General features: G+C 60.9%; 20 protein-coding genes and 1 pseudogene. 10 read left to right on the top strand and 11 right to left on the bottom strand.

Features of this window, described 5'->3' with window-relative positions; translation table 11 throughout:
• Positions 1 to 5: 5 nt before the first annotated feature.
• On the bottom strand, positions 6 to 1,946 hold the full coding sequence (locus RLCC275e_RS28640; RefSeq protein ID WP_033183738.1) for a DUF3604 domain-containing protein: 1,941 nt from the start codon (positions 1,944 to 1,946) through the stop codon (positions 6 to 8).
• 338 nt (positions 1,947 to 2,284) lie between these two features.
• Entirely contained in the window at positions 2,285 to 3,073 is a 789-nt protein-coding gene (locus tag RLCC275e_RS28645) for a hypothetical protein (RefSeq protein ID WP_033183737.1), read from the bottom strand.
• Positions 3,074 to 3,318: 245 nt separating this feature from the next.
• Between RLCC275e_RS28645 and RLCC275e_RS34425 the strand changes: the two are divergent.
• Both RLCC275e_RS34425 and RLCC275e_RS28650 read left to right on the top strand, forming a co-directional pair.
• Positions 3,319 to 3,477, top strand: a pseudogene (locus RLCC275e_RS34425) (two-component system response regulator); the annotation flags it as partial.
• A gap of 279 nt (positions 3,478 to 3,756) precedes the next feature.
• Positions 3,757 to 4,494 (top strand): phosphatase PAP2 family protein, encoded by a 738-nt coding sequence (locus tag RLCC275e_RS28650; RefSeq protein ID WP_033183736.1) that lies wholly within the window; start codon positions 3,757 to 3,759, stop codon positions 4,492 to 4,494.
• An 8-nt stretch (positions 4,495 to 4,502) separates the two neighbouring features.
• On the opposite strand, the gene RLCC275e_RS28655 is transcribed toward RLCC275e_RS28650, so the two are convergent.
• The 6 genes from RLCC275e_RS28655 to RLCC275e_RS28680 form a co-directional block, all read right to left on the bottom strand.
• Positions 4,503 to 6,023 (bottom strand): mechanosensitive ion channel family protein, encoded by a 1,521-nt coding sequence (locus RLCC275e_RS28655; protein WP_033183735.1) that lies wholly within the window; start codon positions 6,021 to 6,023, stop codon positions 4,503 to 4,505.
• A 375-nt stretch (positions 6,024 to 6,398) separates the two neighbouring features.
• On the bottom strand, positions 6,399 to 8,960 hold the full coding sequence (locus RLCC275e_RS28660; RefSeq protein WP_033183734.1) for a GcvT family protein: 2,562 nt from the start codon (positions 8,958 to 8,960) through the stop codon (positions 6,399 to 6,401).
• A gap of 103 nt (positions 8,961 to 9,063) precedes the next feature.
• Positions 9,064 to 9,327: a hypothetical protein gene (locus RLCC275e_RS34810; RefSeq protein WP_082229844.1), complete on the bottom strand. Its 264-nt coding sequence runs from the start codon at positions 9,325 to 9,327 to the stop codon at positions 9,064 to 9,066.
• Positions 9,240 to 9,479: a hypothetical protein gene (locus tag RLCC275e_RS28670; protein ID WP_017957896.1), complete on the bottom strand. Its 240-nt coding sequence runs from the start codon at positions 9,477 to 9,479 to the stop codon at positions 9,240 to 9,242. Before RLCC275e_RS28670 ends, RLCC275e_RS34810 begins: the two co-directional genes overlap by 88 nt.
• Positions 9,480 to 9,488: 9 nt before the next feature.
• Entirely contained in the window at positions 9,489 to 9,749 is a 261-nt protein-coding gene (locus RLCC275e_RS28675) for a hypothetical protein (protein WP_033183893.1), read from the bottom strand.
• Between the two features lie 3 nt (positions 9,750 to 9,752).
• Positions 9,753 to 10,073: a helix-turn-helix domain-containing protein gene (locus RLCC275e_RS28680; RefSeq protein WP_033183733.1), complete on the bottom strand. Its 321-nt coding sequence runs from the start codon at positions 10,071 to 10,073 to the stop codon at positions 9,753 to 9,755.
• A gap of 273 nt (positions 10,074 to 10,346) precedes the next feature.
• Here RLCC275e_RS28680 and RLCC275e_RS28685 point away from each other — a divergent pair, with 273 nt between their 5' ends.
• Positions 10,347 to 11,408 carry a class I SAM-dependent methyltransferase gene (locus tag RLCC275e_RS28685; RefSeq protein WP_033183732.1) on the top strand — a complete coding sequence of 354 codons (1,062 nt, stop codon included), beginning with the start codon at positions 10,347 to 10,349 and terminating at the stop codon, positions 11,406 to 11,408.
• A 25-nt stretch (positions 11,409 to 11,433) separates the two neighbouring features.
• On the opposite strand, the gene RLCC275e_RS28690 is transcribed toward RLCC275e_RS28685, so the two are convergent.
• On the bottom strand, positions 11,434 to 12,459 hold the full coding sequence (locus tag RLCC275e_RS28690) for an AraC family transcriptional regulator (RefSeq protein ID WP_171816978.1): 1,026 nt from the start codon (positions 12,457 to 12,459) through the stop codon (positions 11,434 to 11,436).
• A 60-nt stretch (positions 12,460 to 12,519) separates the two neighbouring features.
• Between RLCC275e_RS28690 and RLCC275e_RS28695 the strand changes: the two genes are divergently transcribed.
• The 7 genes from RLCC275e_RS28695 to RLCC275e_RS28725 all read left to right on the top strand — a co-directional run bounded on the left by RLCC275e_RS28695 (position 12,520) and on the right by RLCC275e_RS28725 (position 22,128).
• Positions 12,520 to 13,986, top strand: coding sequence for an alpha-glucosidase/alpha-galactosidase (locus RLCC275e_RS28695; protein WP_033183891.1), 1,467 nt, complete (start codon positions 12,520 to 12,522; stop codon positions 13,984 to 13,986).
• Positions 13,987 to 14,110: 124 nt separating this feature from the next.
• Complete coding sequence (locus tag RLCC275e_RS28700) at positions 14,111 to 16,198, top strand: ABC transporter substrate-binding protein (protein ID WP_033183731.1); 2,088 nt, start codon at positions 14,111 to 14,113, stop codon at positions 16,196 to 16,198.
• Positions 16,199 to 16,316: 118 nt separating this feature from the next.
• Positions 16,317 to 17,324, top strand: a complete 1,008-nt coding sequence (locus RLCC275e_RS28705; RefSeq protein WP_012763387.1) for an ABC transporter permease — start codon at positions 16,317 to 16,319, stop codon at positions 17,322 to 17,324.
• Between the two features lies 1 nt (position 17,325).
• The gene (locus RLCC275e_RS28710) at positions 17,326 to 18,459 is read left to right on the top strand and encodes an ABC transporter permease (protein ID WP_033183730.1); all 1,134 of its coding nucleotides are present in this window, start codon (positions 17,326 to 17,328) and stop codon (positions 18,457 to 18,459) included.
• A gap of 10 nt (positions 18,460 to 18,469) precedes the next feature.
• A complete protein-coding gene (locus tag RLCC275e_RS28715; protein ID WP_130708115.1) occupies positions 18,470 to 20,137 on the top strand; it encodes an ABC transporter ATP-binding protein in 1,668 nt (555 codons plus the stop codon).
• Positions 20,138 to 20,159: 22 nt separating this feature from the next.
• Positions 20,160 to 21,530: an alpha-glucosidase/alpha-galactosidase gene (locus RLCC275e_RS28720; RefSeq protein WP_033183728.1), complete on the top strand. Its 1,371-nt coding sequence runs from the start codon at positions 20,160 to 20,162 to the stop codon at positions 21,528 to 21,530.
• Positions 21,531 to 21,888: 358 nt separating this feature from the next.
• Positions 21,889 to 22,128: a DUF982 domain-containing protein gene (locus RLCC275e_RS28725; RefSeq protein WP_017992211.1), complete on the top strand. Its 240-nt coding sequence runs from the start codon at positions 21,889 to 21,891 to the stop codon at positions 22,126 to 22,128.
• A gap of 336 nt (positions 22,129 to 22,464) precedes the next feature.
• On the opposite strand, the gene RLCC275e_RS28730 is transcribed toward RLCC275e_RS28725, so the two are convergent.
• Together RLCC275e_RS28730 and RLCC275e_RS28735 are read right to left on the bottom strand one after the other, a co-directional pair.
• Positions 22,465 to 24,036: an amidohydrolase family protein gene (locus RLCC275e_RS28730; RefSeq protein ID WP_033183727.1), complete on the bottom strand. Its 1,572-nt coding sequence runs from the start codon at positions 24,034 to 24,036 to the stop codon at positions 22,465 to 22,467.
• Positions 24,033 to 25,082, bottom strand: coding sequence for a questin oxidase family protein (locus RLCC275e_RS28735; RefSeq protein WP_033183726.1), 1,050 nt, complete (start codon positions 25,080 to 25,082; stop codon positions 24,033 to 24,035). The genes RLCC275e_RS28730 and RLCC275e_RS28735 overlap by 4 nt, the downstream gene beginning before the upstream one ends.
• Positions 25,083 to 25,089 lie beyond the last annotated feature (7 nt).

The raw sequence follows: 25,089 nt of genomic DNA on the forward strand, positions 1-25,089 counted from the left end.
CGCGGTCACGGCGTGTACCAAATCGGCGAGGTATAGGCGCGTTCGGTGATCGTCATCCGCGTACCCTCAAGCGGCTTCGTTCCAAAGCGTTTGGCATCATAGGCGGTCCACCGCGGCGTCGGTATCTCGATGACGCGTCCATAGTAGAAGGCTTTCTGCTTCGGATCGAAGCTGGGGTCCTTCCACACAGCGATCAGTTCCGGCGCACCGATGGAGTTGGTCCAGGTCGCGTTCTCGATGTCGACGGTGCTGCCGACCGATGGCACCTTGCCGTCGGCGCCCGGTTTGCGATCCCCGCCCCAAGCGACGTCGTATATCTGCTCATGTGTCTCGCCCTTGTCGTCGAGCCAGCCCTTGATAATCTGATAGCGGTCGAGATTGGCTCCGATCGGGTCTCGCAGCGCGGCGACGAGAAACGCCGGTGCCTTGCCTTCCGGCGCGGCTGTCAGGTCGCCACCCATGGGAACGCCCTTGCCGTAGCCGATCGCGCCGGGGTTGCGGCTCTCGGCATCGGCTGGCGAGAAATCCCACCCGCCGAAGAAGCGCACGGCCATGCGCGATCCGGTTGTCGCGTAGGTTTCCTTGCGCTGCATGGCGTCCCAGATCGACTCGCGCGTGTTTTCCGCCGCCCAGACCGCCGCGTAGCCCGACGCGCCAACCTCCCAGTCCATCACCGTGATACCAGTCTTGGCATCCTTGACGAATGTTGCCGTCAGGCGTTCCGGGCTGGGCTCCTGCGGCGTGGTCTTTCCGAAGAAGTTTTCCTCTTCCATGGCTGCAAGGCCCGTATGCGCGTCGGAGCTGCCGACCAGCCCGACCTTATAGGGGTTCGTGCCAAGCTCGGCTTCGAGCTTGAGGCCGTTCTTCAGCGCGGACCGTGTATATTCGAACTCCAGCATATCGGGCGTCTTAGGCACGCTGGCGTCGAGATTGCCGAAGTCCCAGATCTCGAAGTCGGCGAACTCGTCATTGGGCGAGAGCGTCGGATGCGCCTCGCCGGTGCCTTTCGTCTGCGTCGTCTCGTAGAGGCGTTCCCACCTGGAGCGCTGCTCGACATATTCCTTGTCGACCGGCTTGCCGGTGAAGGATTCAATCAACGGGAACATGCGGCCGTTGGACAGATTGCCGTTGTGCGCAATCGCCAGCACGTTGCCGCCGGTCTTGTCCTCATAGGCCTGCATCCACTTCCATAGATCGCGCGGATTGTCGCTACCCAAGGGCTTAAGCGTCGTATAGGGCACGACCTGGTCGGCCTTGTCGGCATTGTCGCGGAAGATGACATTGCGATGCAGATTGTTGCCTCCCGTGTTCGAGGTCCACTCATAGCCGATGAAGGCGGTGAAGCGGCCCGGATCATTGTATTCCTCGGCGGCCTTTATCGTGTCCTGCCACGCGTTCTTGTAGGGACGTGTCTCCGGCCCGTAGATCATGCTCTTGGGAAGCGTTCCCTTGCCGAAGCTGAAGATGATCTCGAGTGCGGCCTTGCCTCCTTGTCCCGCCTTGATCTCCTCGTACCAGGTCTTGGCCTGCGGATCGGAAATGACTTCCGGCTTGCCGGCGAAGAGGTCGGGGAACATGCCCATGTTGTCCGAGTGGTCGGCCACCACCAGAAAGTCGAGCGGCCGTGACAACTTAGCGGGCTGGCCGCTCGACGCCGTAATCTCCTCGCCGCGAGCGAAGCGGTAGGCGTCGCGAGGCGTCAACCGTGCGCCGAATGCGCCGGCATCGAACGAAGCTCCGGTGTGGAGATGCGTGTCGCCGAAGAGCGGCCGGGTCGGAAAATTGCGCCCCGCATAGGGCGAGTAGACAGGTTTGCTGGAAAACGCCTTTCCAGCCTTCGCGCTGTCCAGACTACCTATGTCGGTGGTCTCCTGGGCCGCAGCCGGCAAGGCAGAGCCCAGGCCTACGAGCCCCGCCACTATCAACTTCGCAGATATCTTGTTCATCGCTTCCCCCTTTTGCAGAAGTTATCCTTGAACTGTCTGAGCTGACTCTTTGTTGATTTGCACCTATGACAGGAAACCTCGTCTCCCCTTGGTCCGAAGCGATTTCTTCATCAATCCCTCCATCATCCGATTGAACCCAGCCCGCCAAGCACGCTACCTCCGGAGTGAAACGATATCGCTCGGATCGATCCGTGTTTGATACCGAACTGCGAACCACCGTTCTTGCCAAGGCGGCTCTCTGCTTCCTGGGGGCGTTGTTCCGGCTCCTGGGCCAGGCCTTCAAAAGGCGAGCATGTTGGGAGGACAATCGCTCGCGGACGAAGTTCGCCAGTCCGGCGTTAGAACCGTATGGCGACCCCGAAAATCGGCCCCTGCTGGACGACGTCGAAGACGAAGCCGTCATTCTCGTAATTGACGCCCAGTGCGCGATATCCGGCGATCGCCGAGATGCTGTCGTTAAACTTGTAGCCGAGCCCCAATGCCAAGTCCCAGTCGAGATCGGCGCCGCCGGCGCCCACCAGACCCCATCCCGTGAGATAGATCTCCGGCGTGAAGAAGTAGTTGCCCCTGACGCCGGCGACGGCATCGACCCATGTGGCGCTGTCCTCGACATCCACTCCCGCCAGAATGCCGCCATTAAAGGAGATTTCGGTTTCGACCGACCAGACCTTCATGCCGCCGACCACGTCGAGATGGCCATTTTGGTCTTCGAGTATGGCGTAACCGATGCCAAGAAATCCCGCGAAGGTCTTCGATGTCACATCGACGCTGTCGGCAAGGATACCGGCCGGCGTGTCGGCATCCGCACCCAGCTTGGTGTAGATCACGTCTCCGACGATGCTGAAGCGATCGTATCTTGCTTCCCCTGCCGCCATGAACGCGAAGTCGAGATTTTCGAGAATATCGCTGAAGTTGGAGTCGAGATGGACTTCCGGAAGCCCGAACTGCGCCGTGTCGCCGGAGATGCCGGCCGCCCAGAAATATGGAGCGAATGTGAATTCCCAGCCGCTCGGGCTCTCGATTGACTTCGCCTCTGGCGCTAGCGGCGTGATATCGGCGGCGTTGCCGCCCGCCGCCCAGCAGATGCTCGCCAATAAAAGCACGGCACGCAGGTATATGGCTTTCATGAGAATCCCCCCGATCTCGTTGGCCGCCTCGGCACTGCTGTCCCCAGTCAGCACTGTGCAGCGAGAAGTACATTTGAACAAGCTAAAATACCTATTTTCCGCTGATCGCCTGCTTCAACTGCCCGATGAGGTCCGAAATCTCCCGGTCCCCACGCCTCGTCGCGCCAGAACTTCCGCGTGTTTCAACGCCACCGGCCGCCGTCGAAGCTTGAGACTGTATTGGAGTGCGAGGCCCATGATGTCGGCAACGCAGGCTGAAGGCCGAGGGGACAGCTCTTCCGGTGATTTTCATCACAGCGCTGGAAGCCGGCTCCGTGGAGGCGGAGGCGGAAAGGGTGGGATGCGTTGCTTCTCTGCGGAAGCAATTTTCCGGAGCCACGCTCATTGCGGCCACTAAGGCATTGGATCGTGAGTGGATCGGGGCGGTAGACATTGCGCTTCGAAGGACGACGGTCGGCGTTCGATTGCCGCTTGACGGAGTGCGGCAGTAACACATTTTTGCCGACCCGGCTGCGGCAGTCCTTTATCAGGACGCAACCGAGTCAATGCCTTTCCCCATCTTGCGGTGGGTGTCCGATGAACCATGGATGGCGGCCAAAGAATGCCGCTGGACCTTGAATCCCGGGGTTGCATTGCCGATTTGGCGAAGACCGACATGGTGTAAAGGGAGCACGACGGCAGGCATGACCGAGGTTCAACGACGAGGTTTTCTGACAAGGCTTACCGCCTATGAACCGCTGACGCTGATTACGGTCGCGTCGATCGCGGGCGGACTGTTCGTGCTACAGCGGCTGACGAGCGAAGTCCTAGAGGGTGAGACATTTCGCTTCGACGAGGCAATCCTGCTGGCGTTGCGACGGCCGGGTGAACTTGCCGTGCCGATCGGTCCTGGCTGGCTGACGCATGCCGTCGACGATATCACCAGCCTCGGCGGTATCACCGTTCTCTCGCTGATGACGGTTCTCGTCACCGTCTATCTTCTGCTCGACCGGCGCTGGCCGATCGCGATCTTCGTCTTTTCCTCGGTACTAACAGGCTGGCTGGCGAGCACGCTCTTAAAGATCCTCGTCGCGCGGCCGCGTCCTGATATCGTGCCGCATCTGGTCGAGGTGAGCGATCTCAGCTTTCCCTCCGGGCATGCGATGGTCTCGGCGGTGACCTATCTGACGCTTGGGGCGCTGCTGGCCCGGACACAGCGTTACCGGTCGACGCGGATCTTCGTCATAGGCACCGGCGTCTTCCTTGCGGTGATCATCGGCTTGAGCCGGATTTATCTCGGTGTCCATTATCCCACGGATGTCTTCGCCGGGTGGTGCGCCGGCGCCCTCTGGGCGCTAGGCTGCTGGCTGATCTCGAAGCGGTTCGTTCCGAGCCGCGCGCCGGATGATGCCGCCGACGCTGGAAGCGGCGACATCAGATAGCGCGGAGCCTATTGCGGCACCTTGAACAGGTGGCGGATACGCGTCACCAGCGAGCCAACCGAACCACCGTTCAGCGCGGCGCCTTCGGTCGCGAAGGAATGCTGGCCGGTCTCGATGCGGTGCGACAAAGTGGCGGCAAGCTCTTCGGCGATGCCGGGCCGGTCGTGCAGCAGCGGCGTCAGGCTTGCCTGGGCAATCTCGTAGACGACGACGAAGGTCAGCGCCCGCAGGCTGGCGGCCTCGCCGACGCCGATCAGCAGCCCGCTTTCGCCGAAATAATCGCCCGGCGCCAGCCGGCCGAGTTCGATTTCCTTATGGCCTTCCTGGCGCGTGGCGACGAGGGCGCCGCTGCGCACGATCATCAGCGATGCGACCGTATCGCCCTGCTCGATGAGAATGGAGTCCTTCTTGTAGGTCCGCCGCGTCATGGAGGCTGCCAGCGTTTCCTTCTCGTCCTCGGTCAGCGAGAAAAACAGCGGGATGGCGTCGAGAAGCTTGAGCGGCGTCGGCCGGTGCGGCTTTATCACCTCTTCCGACTGCAACTGGTCGGGCGGTGGACCGGCGGCGTCGAGCGGTCGGGCCAAGGTGAGGCCTGCGGCCTTGATATGGCGGTAGAGGAGATCGAATATCTCGTTCTTTGCCGGTCCCGCCTGGCCGATATCCCTGACGCGGAAGGAGAGTTCCAGTTCCACTGCATCCGATGTCAGCGATTTGATCTGCACACCGGGTTTCGGCTCGGTCAGGATCGAGTCGCTGCTCAAAAGCACGGCGCGCATGACCTCGATGATCGCCGACGGCCCGATCGTCGGCACCACCCGGACCGTCAGTGAGGCGCCATGACTGCGGTCGGGGCTGCTGAGATTGGTCAGCCCGATCTTGGCCAGAAAGCTGTTGGGCAGGACGACAAGGTCGTTCGAGCCGTTCAGCAGATGGGTGGAACGCCAGTTGGTTTCGACGACACGGCCTTCGATACCGTCATTCAGCACGATCCAGTCGCCGATCGCGTAGGGCCGGCCGAGATTGAGCGCGATGCCCGAAAAGACGTCGCTCAGGGTGCTCTGCATCGCCAAGCCGAGGATGATGGCAAAGACACCCGACGTGGCGATCAGCGTGCCGACGGGAAAGCTGAAGACATAGGCGACCACCGAGAGGATTGCGCCGAGATAGATCAGGCCGATGACCAGATCCTGAACGAGGCGACCTTCTCTCGGCTGGCGTTCGAAGATCAGGAAGACGCGGACGAAGGCGATCAGTGCCCAGGCGGCATTGATCCACCAGACCACCTTGGCAAGGGCGATGAAGACGCGTTCGAAGGTCGAAGCCGGCGCCGGCCCGACTTCGTAGGGCACGATGTCATGATAGAGCAGCAGGACGGTGAGCGCCGCGAAGAAAAACACCTGGCCGGCGAGCTTCCAGCTCGGGAAGGGCCGAAGCGCTATGCGCGTGACGATCGCACCGACCACAGCCAACGTCCCTGCCTGGACGACAGGATCGGCAAGCACTCCGGACCATGTGGGATTATCAAGCATCGACTGTCCACTCGCCAGAGCATGATGCCGAAAAGTGTGAGCGGTTGTCGGTCAAAATCCCTCGCTATTGAATTCCAATGATGACGTCGCGCATCCTGACTTCCAATCCGACTGCGAGGCAACCGTAAAATAGCGCCAGCATCCAGAGCGTCGGAAGCGGACAGGTGACGGATCCGGTCACCAGCGACCATCCGAGCCGCAGTTCAGAGTGGCGCTGACAATCAACCTCATGTCTGTGGCGCCCCGTCCTTGCGGCGTCACAAGTTCTGGAACGCATACAGCGCCGCGCGTCTTTTAAGACACGCGGCGCTGTAACACTTTCAATCCTCGCACGTGCTTTCCGAAAATCGATTCCGATTTGCGGGGCTGATGCGCTTAGGTGCGCGGCTTCAGATTTTCTGGGTCGTAGATCGGCTTGTACCCGACGCTGACGACCTCCACCGGATAGCTCTCGGAAAAATACTCGACATTCAGCCGGCGTCCAACCTGGCAATGCGACCAGGGCAGGTAGGCCAAGGCAATGTTCTTGCCGACCGTTGGGCCGTAGGCGACCGAGGTCGTGTAGGATCGACGGCCAAGCTCGTCGACCAGAACCTCGCCCGTGGCGGGATCGACAACCGGCATGTTGCCGACGGGATAACGCTTCACGCCTGATTTGTCGGTATTCTCGGTCATCACAAGGGTGCAGAGCATGGCCGGCTGGTGCTCACGCGCTTTGTATTCCAGATGTTTTGCCTTGCCGCGGAAGTCGGCTTCCTTGACCTTCGGACGGGCGAGATCGGCTTCGATCAGGTTGTACTGGGTCAAGAGGTCGGCGTTCTGCAGGCGCAGGCTCTTTTCCATGCGGCGCGAATTCGCATAGGTCTCCACGCCGAAGGCCATCACGCCGGTCGAGCGCAGCGCATCCCAGACGGCGAGGCCGTCTTCGTACTTCATGTGCAGTTCCCAGCCCTGCTCGCCGACATAGGAAATGCGGAAGGCGGTGACAGGCTTACCGGCGATTTCGATCGGCTTGATCGCCGCAAAGGCGAAGTTTTCCTGATCGAGCCCGGCCGGATCGGCGACAGCCTTCTTCAGCGTGTCGCGCGCGTTCGGACCCCAGATGCCGATCGTTACGAATTTTTCCGAGACGTCGGTGATGATCACGTCAAGGCCACGGTCTTCGGCGACGCGCTTCATATAGTGCAGGTCGCGCGGTCCGGCATCGGCGCCGTTGACGAGACGGCACCGATCGGCCATGCGGAAGACGGTGAAGTCAGCGCGGACCATGCCTTCGTCGTCGAGGAAGTGGGTGTAAACGCCCTTGCCGATGTTTGCATCGCCGCCGATCTTGGCGGCGCACAGCCATTCCATCAGTTCGACATGGTCAGGTCCCTCGATATCGACCATGTGGAAGTGGCTAAGATTGACGATGCCGCAATCCTCGCTCATCGCCAGATGCTCGGCATTCGACACGCGCCAGAAATGGCGGCTGTCCCATTCGTTCTCGCGAACCGGGACGCGGTCGGCGTATTTCTCCAGAAGGTGCTCGTTGGCGGCGTAGCCGTGCGCACGCTCCCAGCCGCCAAGTTCCATGAAGTAGCCGCCAAGCTCCTTTTCGCGCTCGTAGAAGGGCGAGCGTTTGGCATTGCGGCCGGATGCATAGGGTTCGCGGGTGTGAACAGCCGGGAAATAGATCTTCTGGGCGGCTTCGTAGCAGCGGCCCTCGATGAACTCTTCCGTCAACTGATGCGGATAGAAGCGGGCATAGTCGATGCTGTTGTGATCGATTTCAGTACGGCCATCGGTCATCCAGTCGGCGATCAGCTTGCCATAGCCCGGGCCGTCCTTGACCCAGATGGCAACGCAATACCAGAGACCGCGCACCTTCTGGCTCTCGCCGCAGGATGCGCCGCCGCCGGCGGAAACTTGCAACAGGCCGTTGAAGGAGTGACCTTCGTTATAGCCGAGTTCGCCGAGGATCGGCGTCAGTTCCATGGCGCGCTCGAGCGGCTCGATGATCTGTTCCATCTCGAGGTCGCGCTGCGAGGGCGAGAGGCGCGCTTCGTGTTTTTCGAGAATGTCGCGCGGATGGCACATGCGCGGATTGGTGGTCTCGTAATAGCCCCACTCGATCTGGCCGCCCTCCGTCGTCGCCGGGTCGCCGGTATCGCGCATATAGGCGGAGTTGCCCTGGTCGCGCAGCAGCGGGAAGCCAATTTCCTTGCCGGTGCCTTCAAACTCGTTATACGGACCGAAGAAGGTGAGCGGGTGGTCGACCGGCATGACCGGCAGGTCTTCGCCGACCATCTCCGCGATCAGGCGCCCCCAGAGGCCGGCACAGACGATGACGTGGTCGGCCATGATCGTGCCGCGATGGGTGACGACGCCCTTGATGCGACCGCCTTCGACGATCAGCGACTTCGCCGGCGTGTTGCCGAACACCTGCAGCTTGCCGGCCTTTTCGGCGGCATCGACCAGCTTGCCGGCAACGGTCTGCGAGCGCGGAATGACGAGGCCGGCATCCGGATCGTAAAGGCCGCCCATCACCTGATCTTCCTCGATCAGCGGGAACTTCTCCTTGATCTCGGAAGGGCTGACATAGTGAGCGCGCGTGCCGAAAGCGCGTGCCGAGGAAAGCTTGCGCTTGATTTCCTCCATCCAGGCATCGTCGCCGGTGCGCGCCACTTCGAGGCCGCCGATGCGGGCGTAATGGCCCATCTTCTCGTAGAAATCGATCGAATATTGCGTGGTCCAGACCGACAGATAGTCATGGCTGGTGGTGTAACAGAAGTCCGAGGCATGGGCTGTCGAGCCGATATCGGTCGGTATGCCCGACTTATCGATGCCGACAATATCGTCCCATCCCCGCTCGACGAGATGATGCGCGATGGAGGCGCCGACGATACCGCCGAGCCCGATGATGACGACCTTTGCCTTTTCCGGAAATGCTGCCACGTGCTGTTCCTTCTATTTATCGCACGAATTAAAATGACCTAGCCGCGCTTGACGTACGCTTCGCGCGTGAGATGCAGGAGCCATGCCAGCCTCGTAAGGGGTGTCACATTTGCCGAAACAGCGGAACCCCCAGACCGCTCCGCATGGAAGCTGCGATGAGGGTATTATGCATAAGGCGCGTGATCGTCATTGGTCCTACGCCGCCTAGTAACGGCGTAATTGCGCCAGTCCGGATCGAGGCGGCGAGACAACCGCAAAACAGCGCCGGCGCCGCGACGATCAAGGCGCTGCAATCGCTGCAAGTCGGTCGATGTCCACCAGCACGATGTCTTCGGAAACAGGCTCGCGATTGTGCAGCCGGAACCATTCGGCTGCTTCGCGCACGCGGTCACCATGCGGCGGCGGATAGGCGCCAAGTCCGAGAACCCATTCCCGCACGGTCTCGCGCTCCATCCGCCCGGCCCGGTATCGATCGCAGACGGTCTTCGCCGATGCGACGAGATCATTGATGCTTTTCACAAATATTCCTCAATGCACGGATGGCTCTTCATCTTCGAGAAACGATCGAATGCCGTCGCGCGCGACGACGGCCAGGAATTCGTCGAAGGCATCCCGGTCGGTCGCAAATGGCTCGTCCCAGCGGATCAGATCTTCCGCCTGCGTGACCACTTCCATCGTCCAGTCTTCATTGCTGCCGAATGTGCGGAAGATATCGACGAGCACGGTGATCCCGTCGTCGGTGAATTCTCCCGCCAGTTCGGAGTGTTCGAGCTTTTCTTTCTTTGCCATCATTCAGCCACCTGCACCGGGCGGTGCGTCGTTTTTGAGATATTCTTCATATTGAACCGTCTCGGTTTCATTCGTGTCGATCGACGCATGCGCGCGTTTTGCAAGGCGAACACCCGCACCCCCACCATTTTCAGGGATGAAAATAACGCCGCCGCCTTCCAGGGCGTGCTTCACATCCTGAAGGGTTCGTTCGTAGGGAGAACGCTTCCCCGCCTCGAAATTAGCAATCGTCGCTTTGGCGACTTTCGAGGCCGAAGACAGGTCGTCCTGTGACCATGCCAAAAGGGCACGAGCAGCGCGGCATTGAGCGGAGGATAGACACAAAACAATAACCTTGCATCAAAAGTGTGATTCTGCCTCGGGAAGATTATATTAAAAACGCAATCTCGATACAAGCGATGATGAGAGCAAACACATGGATTGGGGCCGTGCCGAGAGGCGGTTGCCGTTCGCTGGAATGGAATCCAGATGTTATCGCGCGACGAGATTCTTTCGACCTTTAATAACTCCGCTCATCCAGTGAAAGGGGAGGTTGATTGACTGAATATTATTAAAGCCTAATTTTAAAGCCCCTTATCACGCACCCGGGAGGTTACAATGCGTGAGCCAGATATGCAGAAACTCGATGCGCTCGTCGGTCGTCTCGTTGGTGACGTCGGCGCCGCCATGTCAGGTGCCTTGGTCGTGCTTGGCGACCAGGTCGGAATCTTCAAAGCGATGGCCGACGGAACGCCGATGAGCGTCCAGGATCTGGCCGCGAAAACCGGAGTAAAGGAGCGCTATCTCAGGGAATGGCTGAGCGCCCAGGCCGCTGCGGACTATGTTGCGTACGATGAAAAGACCGATCGTTTCAGCCTGACGCCGGAACAGGCGATGGTGTTTGCCGAGGAAAACAGCCCGGCCTTCTTCGTCGGAGCCTTCGAGGTCGTCCAATCCATGTGGATGGACGAGTCAAAGGTCGCCGATGCCTTCCGCACCGGCAAGGGTCTCGGCTGGCATGAGCATAGCACCTGCCTCTTTCGGGGAACGGAGCGGTTCTTTCGTCCGGGCTATAACAGCCATCTCGTCGCCGAATGGATACCGGCTCTGGCCGGGGTCGAGGCGAAGCTCAAGGCTGGCGCCAGTGTCGCCGACGTCGGCTGCGGTCATGGGGCATCGACCATCCTGATGGCGCAAGCCTATCCCGCGTCCCGCTTTACCGGCTTCGACTATCATGGCCCGTCGATCGAAAGAGCAAAGGCCGCCGCGAAGGATGCGGGTGTTGCTGACCGTGTGACCTTCGAGCAGGGCTCGGCGGCGGAATTTCCGGGGCGCGGCTATGATATGGTCGCCATGTTCGATTGCCTTCACGATATGGGCGATCCCGTCGGCGCCGGCCGACATGTCAAGGACACGCTTGGGCCGAATGGGACGTGGCTGATCGTCGAGCCTTTTGCCCATGACCAACTCAAGGACAATCTCAACCCGGTCGGGCGCGTCTATTATGGAGCGTCGACGATGATCTGCACGCCGGCATCGCTCTCCCAGGAGGTGGGGCTCGGGCTCGGCGCGCAGGCGGGAGAAATGAAACTTCGCAAGGTCGCGCGCGACGCCGGATTTACGCATTTCCGTCGTGCGACGGAAACGCCGTTTAACATGGTGTTCGAGGTGCGGGCTTGAAACAACCGGGTTGCCAGGCGGCCGGCTATCTCAGCTTGCCGATGCTGGCATACATGCCCGTCGTGCGGAATTCGGTGGGGTTGGTGCCGTAGACGCGGCGGAAGACCTTGGAGAAATAGTTGGGGTCCTCGAAGCCGCACATGATGGCGACTTCCTTGACCGGCAGGAAGTCGGCCTTGGTCAGAAGCTTGACGGCGCGCTGCAGGCGTTGCTGCAGCACGAATTCGGCCGGCGGCATGCCCTCGCTCTCGGCGAAGCTGCGCGAGAAATGCGCGCGGCTGAGGCCGACGATACCGGCGAGTTCGCTCACCGGCAGCGGCTTTTCGAGATTGGCATTGATATGGTCGATCACCGGCTGCATGAGGCTGAGTTCAGCGGCAAAGGCCGACGAGCCGAAGACATCGTCGTAAAGCGCCATCGCCGCTTCATAGGCGATCGCCGAGGCGGCACCCGGGGACGTTGCGCCCTTGACCAGGCGCAGGCTGCAATCGGCGAGATGATCGATGGTCGAGGGCTGCAGCTTCAGCACCGGCCCGGCGGTCGACAGCACCATCTGGTGGATGCGCAGCGTTTCCTCGCCATTCATCGAGATCCAGAAATATTCCCAGCGGTCGCCCTTCTCCAGCCAGTAGCGATGATTGTGCGGGACGAGCACCAGAAGTGTATCGCCGCCCTGAAGGCGATAGTTGCGATTCTGATAGCGCAACTTGCCGCTGCCGCTGATCGTGTGCTGCAACACGGTGAAGGGCGTCTGGCCGCGCCGGCGGCCGTCCCAGTCATAGCTCTCGTTCTCGCGCACCTCATAGCCGGCGCTGGTCGGCATGGCATGCAATCGCTGGCGGCCGCGGGGCAGAGAAACCGTCCTCATCGACTGTCCGTTGGCGATCAAATCTTGCAGCACAAAATTACCCCCGAAAGCATAATCCTTCTCTGGTCGCCCTGCCGATTTCGGGCATAATCCCGGCCGACAAGAGGAAGAGACCACGGTCGACAGAGCGGCCGGGAGGAAAAAGGCAGATTTTACGGCGTTTTCAGCCACATGCGTCAGCATGCGGCCTGATCCTCCATGGCCTTCTTTTCCTTAGCATTCGATTGGGTCGAGGTGAAGATCATGAGTTTCAAAATCGCTATCATCGGTGCGGGCAGCGTCGGTTTCACCAAGAAGCTGTTTACCGATATATTGTGCGTTCCCGAGTTTCGCGACGTCGAATTCGCGCTGACAGATCTCAGCGAGCATAATCTCGAAATGATCAAGGCAATCCTCGACCGCGTCGTCGAGGCGAACGGGCTGCCGACGAAGGTGACGGCGACGACCAACCGGCGCCAGGCGCTGGAAGGCGCGCGTTATATCATCAGCTGCGTCCGGGTCGGTGGGCTCGAGGCCTATGCCGACGATATCCGGATCCCGCTGAAATACGGCATCGACCAGTGTGTCGGCGATACGATCTGCGCGGGCGGCATTCTCTATGGCCAGCGCAACATTCCGGTCATCCTCGACTTCTGCAAGGATATCCGCGAGGTCGCCGAGCCCGGCGCGAAATTCCTGAACTATGCCAACCCGATGGCGATGAACACCTGGGCGGCGATCGAATATGGCAAGGTCGATACCGTCGGTCTCTGCCACGGCGTCCAGCATGGCGCCGAACAGATCGCCGAGGTGCTCGGCGCCAAGTCGCTGAGCGAGCTCGACTATATCTGCTCCGGCATCAACCATCAGACCTGGTTCATCGACCTGCGCCTCAACGGCCGCAGGATCGGCAAGGACGAGCTGATCTCCGCCTTCGAGGCGCATCCCGTCTATTCGCAGCAGGAGAAATTGCGCATCGACGTGCTGAAGCGTTTCGGCGTCTATTCCACCGAAAGCAACGGCCATCTCTCGGAATACCTGCCCTGGTATCGCAAGCGGCCGGACGAAATCACCCGCTGGATCGACATGTCCGACTGGATCCACGGCGAGACCGGCGGCTATCTCCGCCATTCCACCGAAACGCGCAACTGGTTCGAGACGGAATATCCGCAATTCCTGGAATCCGCTGCAAAGCCGATCGATCCCGCCAAGCGCTCGAACGAACATGCAAGCCATATCCTCGAGGCGCTGGAGACGAACCGGGTCTATCGCGGCCATTTCAACGTCAAGAACAACGGCGTCATCACCAACCTGCCGTCCGATGCGATCATCGAATCGCCGGGCTTCGTGGATCGCTTCGGCATCAACATGGTCTCCGGCGTCACCCTGCCGGAAGCTTGTGCGGCCACCTGCATCGCCTCGATCAATGTCCAGCGCATGTCGGTGCATGCGGCAATATCGGGCGATATCGACCTCTTAAAGCTTGCCGTACTGCACGATCCGCTGGTCGGCGCCGTCTCGACGCCGGAAGAGGTCTGGCAGATGGTCGATGAAATGGTCGTCGCCCAGGCGCGCTGGCTGCCGCAATATGCGCATGCCGTGCCGGCCGCCAGGGAGCGGCTGTCGAAATCGAAGGTGCAGACCCGCGACTGGGCGGGGGCCGCACGCCGCAACGTCCGCTCGATCGAGGAGCTGCGCGCGGAAAAGGCGGCGCTGAAACAGGCCGTCTGATTTTCTTGAAGGATGGGTCGTCATGGGTTTCCGGGAGGGAAGTCCATGGCGTCAGGCCCGCTTTCATGTCGTTCGAGGAAAAAGGAGCCGCGTGAGCCGTGCTCCGGAACAAGAGGGAGAAACGATGATGAATTTTCGTAACGCAGGCATTCTGGCCGGACTGGCGCTCAGCGTCTCAGCCGCGGCGCTGAATGCATATGCCTCCGAGCCAACCGTTCCGCCGGCGCCGGCGGACTTCCCGGCCGAAGGCAAGATCAACTATGTTGCGCGCGACTCCATCCTGGAGTTCAAGGCGCTGCCCGAATATCACGAGCCCGACTGGGTCACGAAGAATTTCGTCGCCACCGGCAAGCTGCCGCCGGTCAAGGACCGCCTGCCGAAGGAGCCAATGGTCTTCAAGACCGGCAATATGCCCGACGGCATCGGTGTCTACGGCGATACGATGCGCCACGTCATCGGCGGCCGGCCGGAAGGCTGGAACTATGGCGCCGGCCAGACGCAGGGCTGGGGCGGCATCGATATCGGCCTTTCCGAATGCTTGACGCGCACCGCGCCGCTGTTCCAGGTGCAGGCCTCCGACACCGAGCCGCTGCCGAACCTCGCCAAGAGCTGGGATTGGTCGCAAGACGGCCATAAGCTGACCATGCACCTGGTCGAAGGCGCCAAATGGTCCGACGGCGCGCCGTTCAACGCCGACGACATCATGTTCTACTGGGACGATGAAGTCGTCGACCCGAACGTCTCGCCGCTTGGCGGCGGCGCCTCGCCGGAAGCTTTCGGCGTCGGAACGACGCTGAAGAAGGTCGACGATTACACCGTCGAATGGACCTTCAAGGAGGCCTTCCCGAAACAATATCTCTATACGATGTCCTACCCGAACTTCTGCCCGGGTCCGTCGCATATCCTCAAGCCGAAGCATCCGAAATATTCGAAGAACACCTACGACCAGTTCAAGAACGCTTTCCCGCCGGAGTTCATGAACATGCCGGTCATGGGCGCCTGGGTGCCGGTGGAATATCGCTCCGACGATATCATCGTCATGCGCCGCAACCCTTACTACTGGAAGGTCGACGAGAAGGGCGATCAGCTGCCCTATCTGAACGAGCTGCACTACAAGCTCTCGACCTGGGCCGACCGCGACGTTCAGGCCGTGGCGGGATCAGCCGATTTCTCCAACCTCGAGCAACCCGAGAATTTCGTCGCCTCGCTGAAGCGTGCCGCGGAAAAGACCGCACCCGCCCGTCTCGCCTTCGGCCCGCGCCTCATCGGCTACAATCTTCGCATGAACTTCTCCGCCAACGGCTGGGGCAACCCGGACGAGCGCGGTGAGGCGATCCGCGAGCTGAACCGCAACGAGGATTTCCGCAAGGCCGTCACCATGGCGCTCGACCGCAAGGCGATCGGCGACTCGCTGGTCAAGGGGCCGTTCACCGCGATCTATCCCGGTGGGCTCTCCTCCGGCACCAGCTTCTACGACCGCAACTCGACCGTCTACTATCCCTTCGATCTTAAGGGCGCCAAGGAGGAACTCGCCAAGGCCGGCCTCAAGGACACCGACGGCAACGGCATCGTGAACTTCCCGGCCGGCACGCTCGGCGGCAAGGATGTCGAAATCGTCATGCTGATCAACAATCAGTACACGACCGACAAGAGCCTTGCCGAAGGTGTCGTCGGCCAGATGGAGAAGCTGGGGCTGAAGATCGTCATCAATGCGCTCGACGGCGCCAAGCGTGATGACGCCCATTATGCCGGCCGCTTCGACTGGCTGATCCAGCGCAACACGACGGAACTGTCGTCGGTGGTGCAGAATACCGAACAGCTTGCCCCTGTCGGTCCGCGCACCAGCTGGCATCATCGCGCCGGCAAGGATGATCAGCTTGATCTGATGCCGTTCGAGAAGGAGCTTGTCGATGTCGTCAACAAGTTCAGGACGAGCCAAAGCAACGACGAGCGCGTCGATCTGATGAAGCAGTATCAGAAGATCTCGACGGAGCACGTCAACACCGTCGGCCTGACGGAATATCCGGGCGCCCTGATCGTCAACAAGCGGTTCTCCAACGTGCCCCAGGGTACGCCGATCATGATGTTCAACTGGGCTGAAGATTCGGTTATCCGCGAACGCCTGTGGGTGGCCGCCGACAAGCAGGGCAAATACGAGCTGTTCCCCGAACAGCTGCCCGGCAAGCCCGGCGACAAGGGTCCAATAAACTAGAGCTCCCTCCCAGCTGAAGTGAGCTTCCGGCCGCGCGTGCAGCGCGCGGCCGGGCAAGACCAACAAGCCGGCCGCGCTGACGAGGAGCGACTGGCGGCAAGGAGAAGCGAACCGTCTAATGTTACGATTCCTGCTCGTGCGCATAGCCTCCGCGATCCCCGTTCTCTTCATCCTGAGCGTGGTGACTTTCGCGATCATCCAGGCCCCACCCGGCGACTACGCCGACTACATCCGCTCCCAGCTGATCAACCAGGGTGGCGCGTCCTATGCGCAGGCCGAAGAGCAGGCGCAGGCTTACCGTGTCGAACACGGGCTCGATAAGCCGCTGGTCGTCCAATACGTCAACTGGATCGGCGGCATCGTGACGCGCGGCGATTTCGGATACAGCATGTTCTATAACAAGCCGGTCGCCGATGTCGTTGGCGAACGCCTGCCGAGGACCCTGCTTCTGGCGCTCGTCTGCCATCTCTTTGCCTCGGTGCTCGGCATCGGTTTTGGCATCTGGGCGGCAACGCGACAGTACAGCTGGATCGACAGCCTGCTATCGGGAATTTCCTTCCTCGGCATGACGGTGCCGCGCTTCCTGATGGCGCTGATCATCGTCTATCTCCTGGTCTTCCAGCTCAATGTTTCCGAGATCGGCAGCTTCTTCTCGCCGCAATATGGCGGCGCGCCATGGTCCTGGGCGAAATTCGTCGATCTCGTCCACCATGTCTGGCCGGTCGTCGCGATCGCCACCTTCGGCGGGCTCGCCTACAACATGCGGGTGATGCGCGGCAATCTGCTCGATACGCTGAACGCCCAATATGTCGAGACGGCCAAGGCCAAGGGGCTTTCCGGAGCAGCCGTGGTGATGCGTCATGCGGTGCCGAACGCGCTGCACCCGCTGGTGATGTACCAGGGCGTCGTGCTGCCCTATATGCTGACCGGCGAGATCGAAACCGCCATCATCTTCGCATTGCCGACCGTCGGTCCGGCGATCGTCGGCTCGATGGCCGTCGGCGACGTCTATGTCACCGCCACCTTCATGATGGTGCTGTCGGCCACCCTGATCATCGGCAACATCATCGCCGACATGCTGCTCGCTCTTCTCGATCCGCGTGTCCGCCAATATGGAGGAGCCTGAGATGCTTGCTTTCGACTCTTCTGCAACGCCGCCGACAACCGACATCGTGACCAAGCCATCGCGTGGGCATGAGAGCTATATCGCCCTTGTCTGGCGCCGGTTGAGACGTTCCTGGACCGGCATGGCCGGGCTCGTGCTCGTCGTGATGCTAATCCTCATGGCGATCTTTGCCGATTTCTTTGCGCCGATGGATCCGAAGGCGACCGATGTCGGCTTCGCGCCGCCACAGGTGATGAGCTTCCACGACAAGGATGGCAATTTCGTCTTCCAGCCGCGCGTCTACGCGCTGTCGGATTCCGAAGAGCTCGATCCGGTTACCTTCCAGCCGATCGTCGGCATGGATTACGATAATCCGCGGCTGCTCGGCTTCTTCGTCAAGGGTGCCGAATACCGGCTTTTCGGCCTGATCCCGGCCAACCGGCACTTCTTTGGATCGACCGACGGCCAGCCGGTGCATTTTCTCGGCACCGACAAGTTCGGCCGCGACGTGCTGTCGCGCGCCATCATCGGCTCGCGCATCTCGCTGACGATCGCCCTGACGGTTGTCTTCATCGTCACCATCATCGGCACGACCGTCGGCATGGTGTCGGGTTACTTCGGCGGGACCTTCGATGTCTGGCTGCAGCGTTTCGTCGACCTGGTGCTGGCCTTCCCGCAATTGCCGCTCTACCTGGCGCTGACCTCGCTGATCCCGGTGACGGCGCCGACCAATGTCTTCCTTGCCTTCGTCATCGTCGTCATGTCGGCGCTCGGCTGGGCGCAAATGTCGCGCGAGGTGCGCGGCAAGACCTTGGCGCTCGCCCGCATCGATTATGTCCGGGCGGCCATGGCCGTCGGCGCCACCGACACGCGCATCATCATGCAGCACATCTTCCCGAACGTGATGAGCCACGTCATCGTCGCGGTGACGCTGCACATACCGAGCGTCGTGCTGTTGGAATCCTTCCTCGGTTTCCTCGGCTTCGCCGTCAAGCCGCCGCTGATCTCCTGGGGGCTGATGCTGCAGGATACGGCGACCTATTCGGTCATCGGCTCCTATCCCTGGATTCTCGCTCCCGTCGGCTTCGTGCTTGCCACCGTCTTCGCGTTCAACGCGCTCGGCGACGGATTGCGCGACGCGGTCGATCCTTATTGAGGTGATTGATATGGCACTTGCATTGGTCAATTCCTTCGCCCCACCCGTCCGCCATGACCATGATGGCCGTTCGGACACACCTGTTATCGACGCCCGCAACGTGGCGGTGAATTTCAAGGTCGAAGACGGCATGGTCGAAGCCGTCAAGGACGTCTCCTTCCAGCTCTATCGCGGCGAGACGATCGCGATCGTCGGCGAATCCGGATCAGGTAAATCGGTAACGGCGCGAACGGTGATGGGGCTGTTGTCGAAGCGCGCCGTCGTCTCCGAGAAATCGACGGTCGCCTATGACGGCAGCAATATCCTGAAATTCTCCGAGCGGGCGCGCCGCAAGCTGCGCGGCGACCGCATCTCGATGATCTTCCAGGAGCCGATGAGCTCGCTGAACCCGATCTATACGATCGGAAGCCAGATCGTCGAAGCGATCCGCGTGCATCGCCGGATCAGCAAAAGGGATGCGCAAAAGCGCGCGCTCGAACTGCTGGAACATGTGCAAATCCCCGATCCCGCCGCGCGGCTCATGCAATATCCGCATCAGCTTTCCGGCGGCCAGCGACAGCGCGTGATGATCGCCATGGCGCTTGCCAACGATCCGGATGTGCTGATCGCCGACGAGCCGACGACGGCCCTCGACGTCACCGTGCAGGCGCAGATCCTGAACCTGATCCGCAACCTGCAGAAGGAACTGGGGATGGCCGTCATCCTCATCACCCACGACCTGACCGTGGTGCGGCAGTTCTCCGATTACGTCTATGTGATGCAGTATGGTGAAGTGCGCGAGCACAACACCACCGAAGCTCTGTTTGCCAATCCGCAGGACGCCTACACCAAGCATCTGCTTGCCTCCGAGCCGCGTGGCGAGGCCAATCCGCTGCCGGAAGGGTCGGATGTCATCCTCGATGCCAAGGGCGTGCGCGTCTCCTTCATGATGCGTCACGGTACCTTTCTCAAGCCGGCGATGCGTGAGCTTGTCGCCGTCGACAGCCTCGACCTGACGCTGCGCCGTCACGAGACGCTGGGGCTGGTGGGCGAATCCGGTTCCGGCAAGACGACGTTCGGCCAGGCGATCCTGCGGCTGAACACGCCCGACAGCGGCGAGATCCGTTTCGACAATCAGCCGATCCACGGACTGTCCCGGGCCGAGATGCGGCCCTTGCGCGCCCGTATGCAGGTGGTGTTCCAGGATCCTTTTTCATCGCTCAACCCACGCATGACGATCGGCCAGATCATCGAGGAGGGGCTGGTCGTCAACAGGCTGGGCGCGACCAAGGGCGAACGGCAGGACCGGGTGCGCGAGGCGCTTGTCGCCGCCGGCATGCCGGGCAATATCCTGTCGCGCTTCCCGCACGAATTTTCCGGTGGCCAGCGCCAGCGCATCGCCATTGCCCGCGCCATCGCGCTGGAACCGGAATTCATCCTGCTCGACGAGCCGACATCGGCGCTCGACCTTTCCGTCCAGGCGCAGATCATCGAACTGCTGCGCAAGCTGCAGGACGAGCGCGGCTTAAGTTACCTCTTCATCTCCCACGATCTCAAGGTCGTGCGCGCGCTCTGCCATCGCGTCATCGTCATGCAGCATGGCAAGATCGTCGAAGAGGGTCCCGTCAACGAAGTTTTATCCCATCCCAAGACCGCTTACACCGAACGGCTCGTCAAGGCCGCTTTCGAGGTAGCATGATTGCCGAATGCCGGAGGTTATAATGGCAAGAAATCCCAAAATCACGTTCATCGGAGCTGGCTCCACCGTCTTCATGAAGAACATCGTCGGCGACGTGCTGCAGCGTCCCGCGCTGTCAGGTGCGACCATCGCCTTGATGGATCTCAATCCGCAGCGGCTGGAAGAAAGCGCCATCGTTGTCAACAAGCTGATCTCGACGCTCGGCGTGAAGGCGAAGGCCGAGACCTATTCCGACCAGCGCAAGGCGCTTGCGGGCGCCGACTTCGTCGTCGTCGCCTTCCAGATCGGCGGCTATGAGCCTTGCACCGTCACCGATTTCGAAGTGCCGAAGAAATACGGGTTGCGCCAGACGATCGCCGATACGCTCGGCGTCGGTGGCATCATGCGCGGGCTTCGCACCGTGCCGCATCTCTGGAAGGTCTGCGAGGACATGCTCGCCGTCTGCCCCGAGGCGATCATGCTGCAATATGTCAACCCGATGGCGATCAACACCTGGGCGATATCGGAGAAATATCCAACCATCCGCCAGGTCGGCCTCTGCCATTCGGTGCAGGGCACGGCGATGGAACTGGCCCACGACCTCGACATCCCCTACGAGGAAATCCGCTATCGGGCGGCCGGCATCAACCACATGGCCTTCTATCTCAAATTCGAGCATCGCCAGCCGGACGGATCCTACCGCAACCTCTATCCCGACCTCTTGCGCGCCTATCGCGAGGGCAGGGCGCCGAAGCCCGGCTGGAACCCGCGCTGCCCGAACAAGGTGCGCTACGAGATGCTGACGCGGCTCGGCTATTTCGTCACCGAAAGCTCGGAGCATTTCGCCGAATACACGCCCTATTTCATCAAGGAGGGCCGCGACGACCTGATCGAGAAATTCGGCATTCCGCTCGATGAATATCCGAAGCGTTGCATCGAGCAGATCGAGCGCTGGAAAGGGCAGGCGGAGGCCTATCGTTCAGCCGACAAGATCGAGGTTCAGCCGTCGAAGGAATATGCCTCCTCGATCATCAATTCGGTCTGGACCGGCGAACCCTCGGTGATCTACGGCAATGTCCGCAACAATGGCTGCATCACCTCGCTGCCGACCAATTGCGCCGCCGAGGTGCCCTGCCTCGTCGATGCCTCCGGCATCCAGCCGACCTTCATCGGTGACCTGCCGCCGCAGCTAACCGCGCTGATCCGCACCAATATCAACGTGCAGGAGCTGACGGTGCGGGCGCTGATGACGGAAAATCGCGAGCACATCTACCACGCCGCGATGATGGACCCGCATACGGCAGCCGAACTCGACCTCGACCAGATCTGGTCGCTGGTCGACGATCTGCTCGCCACCCACGGCGACTGGCTGCCCGAATGGGCACGCACGACCCGCAAAGTACAGGCCGCCTGACACCCCCTCTCCCGGGTGAGGCGTCAAGAAGCCCCGCGGTCGCAACAACCGCGGGGCTTTTGCGTGGGGATGGGGCGTTTGGCGATTTGGGGACGTGACTCGCATGGCCGGATCGACATCCTGTCACCCCTTTCTTGAATGCCCCTTCAGAGCCGAATCGAAGGCGCTTAACCGAAGATAAGGCGAGGCTTTCGAAGCACGGCGGTAGGACGCAGCGCAACAGCGAAGGCTATCGCGAGCGGTTGTTGGGTTAAAACGAAAGAGCCTCATGCTGCTGCCAAAATTCCGGCCGGATCGTCCGCTTGGAACAGATCTTCCTAATATACGTTTGTGGGAAGCCTGCCCCACGGAGGACGCCATGATCAGCATCTGGGATGCGAACGTCGAATTGAAGATAGATGATCGTCATCACGTCATCAGGAGCGCTCGAGAGGCGGTCGCATTTTTGAAGAAATCCTGGCCCGATAACAGAAGCGCAAGCTACGCGACAGCGCGGAAGGTATGTCTGGACGCGGCGAATGGCGTTGTTCCCGGTGCGGAAGCGCGAGCTGCATTTGAGGCTGCGGCGAAGGAGGCCGGCATCCTGCGACAAACTTAACGTTGCTTCGTTCGAAGTGAGGAAACTGGATCTTGCCGCCTGCCCTCGCCGCTCGAGCGCCTTCACATAAGTCACCTTGATCTCCTCAAAGCGGGCGATGTCATATTCCTTGGTTTCGATCTCGTGATGTGGCCGAGGCTTCCTGGGGCCCTTTCCATGGACATCGAGCCAGGTCAATGCGCCGGCGATGCGGCCAATCTGGGAAGAAGGCGGGCCGGCCCTAATCTAACTGGCCAAAACGACCCAAAACAGGGTAAAAATAATCGAACTTTCCGGTACAATTTCAGTCGTATACCGCATATTCTGCGAGGATCCATCACGATGCGCAGGTCGCTTCTACTCGCCGTCTGCCATTGCGTTATATCGATAGTGGCGATATCCGGCTGACGGCGTGAAATTGCGGTGATAGGCCGCAAGATGGGGCAGGAGGGCATCGATCGCATCCCAGGCTTGCCTTTCACCTGCCGTTTCGGGCCGTTCCAGTTGCTCGCCGATTTCCGCAAGAACCGCTTCCCTGTCGATTGTCACAACTTTTCCGCTATCGACGACGAGACGGCCGCCGACGAACACCTGCGTGATGGCATGCCGTCCGCCGCGATGCATGACACTCTCCACAGCCGGCGTGCGGGAGTTCACATGCGGCCTGCCGATCTTGCGGCGGTCCATCAGCACGATGTCGGCCTGTTGACCCGGTTCGAGCCGGCCCGTAAAGCCGCCGAAGCCGACGGTTTTGGCGCCATGTTCCGTCGCCATCTGCAGCACGGCACCAGCATCGGGACGGTCGTTCCACAGGCCCGTTTCGCGGTGCAGTGCCCAGACCAATTTCATTTCCAGCGTCATGTCCCGGTCGTCGGCGATGTTCGACTGGTCTATGCCGAGCGCTATCTTAATGCCGCGACGGCGCATTTCGTTGACGGGAGCGATGCCGCTGCCGAGCCGCAGGCCGGATGAGGCATTGTGGCACATGCTGCAGCCGCAATCGGCTATAATGTCGAGATCCTCACGGCTCATCCAGTTGCCGTGCCCGAGCGTGACGTTTGGCCCGAGGCATTCGAGTGCCTTCAAATGCTGGACGGCGCTGTGGCCGAAAGTGTTGTGGGCGAAGCTTGATTGCCGCTCGGTCTCCAGAAGATGCATATGGACCTGCGCGTCGGTTTCGCGGGCCGTCTCGAAAATCGTCTGGAGGCACTCGTCGGTGCACCAGTGCAGATTGGCGGGGGCGAGATTGATGCGGACGTGATCCGGCCGTGCGTCGAACCAGCTTTCCCTGAGCGCGCGATAAAATGTCATCAGGTCTGCGATCGGGATGTTCGAGGCGTCGAGTTTGGGGGCGATCCAGCTGCGAACGGCTTCGGGAAGGGTGGCCAGCACCCTGGCGTCTTCGTCATAGGTCAGAATATTGCGATCGCGGATCATGAAGGAAAAGCCGGCCCGCATGCCGATATCGGTATAGGCCTTGAGCGTGGCGTCGGCCGTCGCCATCCAGCTCTCGGGTGCGCCCGCAAGTCCACTGTTGATATGCTGCACCATCGTCGTACCGCTTTCCAACATCTCGATCGCCGAATAGAGCGTATCCAGCCGGACATCGACCTGCCGCATCGCCCGGAACTGCGGCAGCCATAGTTCCAGAGGCGCGAAGGGCACGCCCTGCATCAAAGGCGTGATCCCGAAATGGTGGTGGCTGTTGACCAGCCCCGGCATGGCGATCATGTCGGGAGATCCGAAGCGGGCAAGATGCTCGTTGCCGTAGCCAACGGCGGCAAGAGGCCCGATCTGCGCGATCATGCCGCCAGCGACACGGAGGCCCACGTCGTGGCGCATGGACATGGTGCCGTCAGGCAAAATACCGCACAGCACGGTTCCGGCTTCAATGATGCAGTCACCCGACATCGGCTCTTCAAGGCTCATTTCGTGTAGTCTCCGATCAATCCGAGGCGGCGAGCGACCACGACGCGGTAGAGCGGGTCGCCATAGACTTTCATTTCCTCGCTGGCGGAAAAGGCGAGACTGATATCGTGCTCGTCGTAGCTTTGCGCGGCGATCGCATGCATTTCGGGCCAATCCGGCACCTGGATATGACGCCAGCGATCGACTGCCGTTCTATCCGGCATCTCGGGAAACCCGAGTTCGCCCATCAGAGCGGCGATCCCCTGCCAGAACACCCGCAACATCCGATGGAGGGTCGCCTCATCGCAATGCGGCTCAAGGAGACGGATCCAATGCAGCCCTGTAATGATGTGCAATGCGGCGAAATGCTGGGTTGCTGCAAATATGGCGAGCGCAGTTGCCGCCATTTTTTCCATCGTGTCCGGCCCGATGTCGAGCCAATCGACGACGGGCGCAAATTCGAGCACGTTGCCGGCGTCACGCATGTTCTGCCAAAGAAGGTCGTGAAGCTGCATGCCATGCAAGGGCTTGATCGCAGCGGTCATGGCCAAGACTTCGGCCGGGTCGTGCGTGATCGCCGGTGTCCCTTTTGCTTCGGGCAGCGGCAGATAGGTGGCGCTCCAGTAGGCGAGCGCAATGGCGACATCGGTCTCGTCGACGCGAAGTACCCCGTAGGCCGCCCGCATCAGCGCGTGAAAAGCGCTGGCGCCAATGCCGTCGGCAAGATCGGGAAGATAAAGCTCCAGTGCCTCGTGTATTCCGAGCCGCGCCACCTCGCCGGCAAAGAAGACGCGCAGATCGGGCTCACGCTCACGCATTCCGACGGCGGCTTTCCAGCTCTTGCCATCCAAGCGCTTCAATGGCTGGGCGAAGGGCGCAAGCTGCTTGGCGTCTCGGTAGTGATGGAAGAACCGTCGAAGCTGAGCCGACCCGCCGCCGATCCGGTCCAGCGCGACGAGGACCATCGGCGCATGATTGGCGAATGTGCGCGAAAATTCAGAACCCCATGCCGGCATGTCGGCTAGCAGCGTTCTCAGTTCGTCCGAAGTGCTTTCTTTTGGTACCATGGATCTA

Source organism: Rhizobium brockwellii, from assembly GCF_000769405.2.
In the GTDB taxonomy this organism is placed as follows: domain Bacteria; phylum Pseudomonadota; class Alphaproteobacteria; order Rhizobiales; family Rhizobiaceae; genus Rhizobium; species Rhizobium brockwellii.

Excerpts from the sequence above, each read along its gene's own strand:
- RLCC275e_RS28655 (WP_033183735.1), bottom strand. The coding sequence starts at position 6,023 with ATGCTTGATAATCCCACATGGTCCGGAGTGCTTGCCGATCCTGTCGTC.
- RLCC275e_RS28715 (WP_130708115.1), top strand. The coding sequence starts at position 18,470 with ATGGCACTTGCATTGGTCAATTCCTTCGCCCCACCCGTCCGCCATGAC.
- RLCC275e_RS28720 (WP_033183728.1), top strand. The coding sequence starts at position 20,160 with ATGGCAAGAAATCCCAAAATCACGTTCATCGGAGCTGGCTCCACCGTC.
- RLCC275e_RS28700 (WP_033183731.1), top strand. The coding sequence starts at position 14,111 with ATGATGAATTTTCGTAACGCAGGCATTCTGGCCGGACTGGCGCTCAGC.
- RLCC275e_RS28645 (WP_033183737.1), bottom strand. The coding sequence starts at position 3,073 with ATGAAAGCCATATACCTGCGTGCCGTGCTTTTATTGGCGAGCATCTGC.
- RLCC275e_RS28685 (WP_033183732.1), top strand. The coding sequence starts at position 10,347 with ATGCGTGAGCCAGATATGCAGAAACTCGATGCGCTCGTCGGTCGTCTC.
- RLCC275e_RS28705 (WP_012763387.1), top strand. The coding sequence starts at position 16,317 with ATGTTACGATTCCTGCTCGTGCGCATAGCCTCCGCGATCCCCGTTCTC.
- RLCC275e_RS28710 (WP_033183730.1), top strand. The coding sequence starts at position 17,326 with ATGCTTGCTTTCGACTCTTCTGCAACGCCGCCGACAACCGACATCGTG.
- RLCC275e_RS34810 (WP_082229844.1), bottom strand. The coding sequence starts at position 9,327 with ATGGTTCCGGCTGCACAATCGCGAGCCTGTTTCCGAAGACATCGTGCT.
- RLCC275e_RS28730 (WP_033183727.1), bottom strand. The coding sequence starts at position 24,036 with ATGAGCCTTGAAGAGCCGATGTCGGGTGACTGCATCATTGAAGCCGGA.
- RLCC275e_RS28650 (WP_033183736.1), top strand. The coding sequence starts at position 3,757 with ATGACCGAGGTTCAACGACGAGGTTTTCTGACAAGGCTTACCGCCTAT.
- RLCC275e_RS28695 (WP_033183891.1), top strand. The coding sequence starts at position 12,520 with ATGAGTTTCAAAATCGCTATCATCGGTGCGGGCAGCGTCGGTTTCACC.
- RLCC275e_RS28675 (WP_033183893.1), bottom strand. The coding sequence starts at position 9,749 with ATGGCAAAGAAAGAAAAGCTCGAACACTCCGAACTGGCGGGAGAATTC.
- RLCC275e_RS28640 (WP_033183738.1), bottom strand. The coding sequence starts at position 1,946 with ATGAACAAGATATCTGCGAAGTTGATAGTGGCGGGGCTCGTAGGCCTG.
- RLCC275e_RS28725 (WP_017992211.1), top strand. The coding sequence starts at position 21,889 with ATGATCAGCATCTGGGATGCGAACGTCGAATTGAAGATAGATGATCGT.
- RLCC275e_RS28735 (WP_033183726.1), bottom strand. The coding sequence starts at position 25,082 with ATGGTACCAAAAGAAAGCACTTCGGACGAACTGAGAACGCTGCTAGCC.
- RLCC275e_RS28690 (WP_171816978.1), bottom strand. The coding sequence starts at position 12,459 with ATGCTGACGCATGTGGCTGAAAACGCCGTAAAATCTGCCTTTTTCCTC.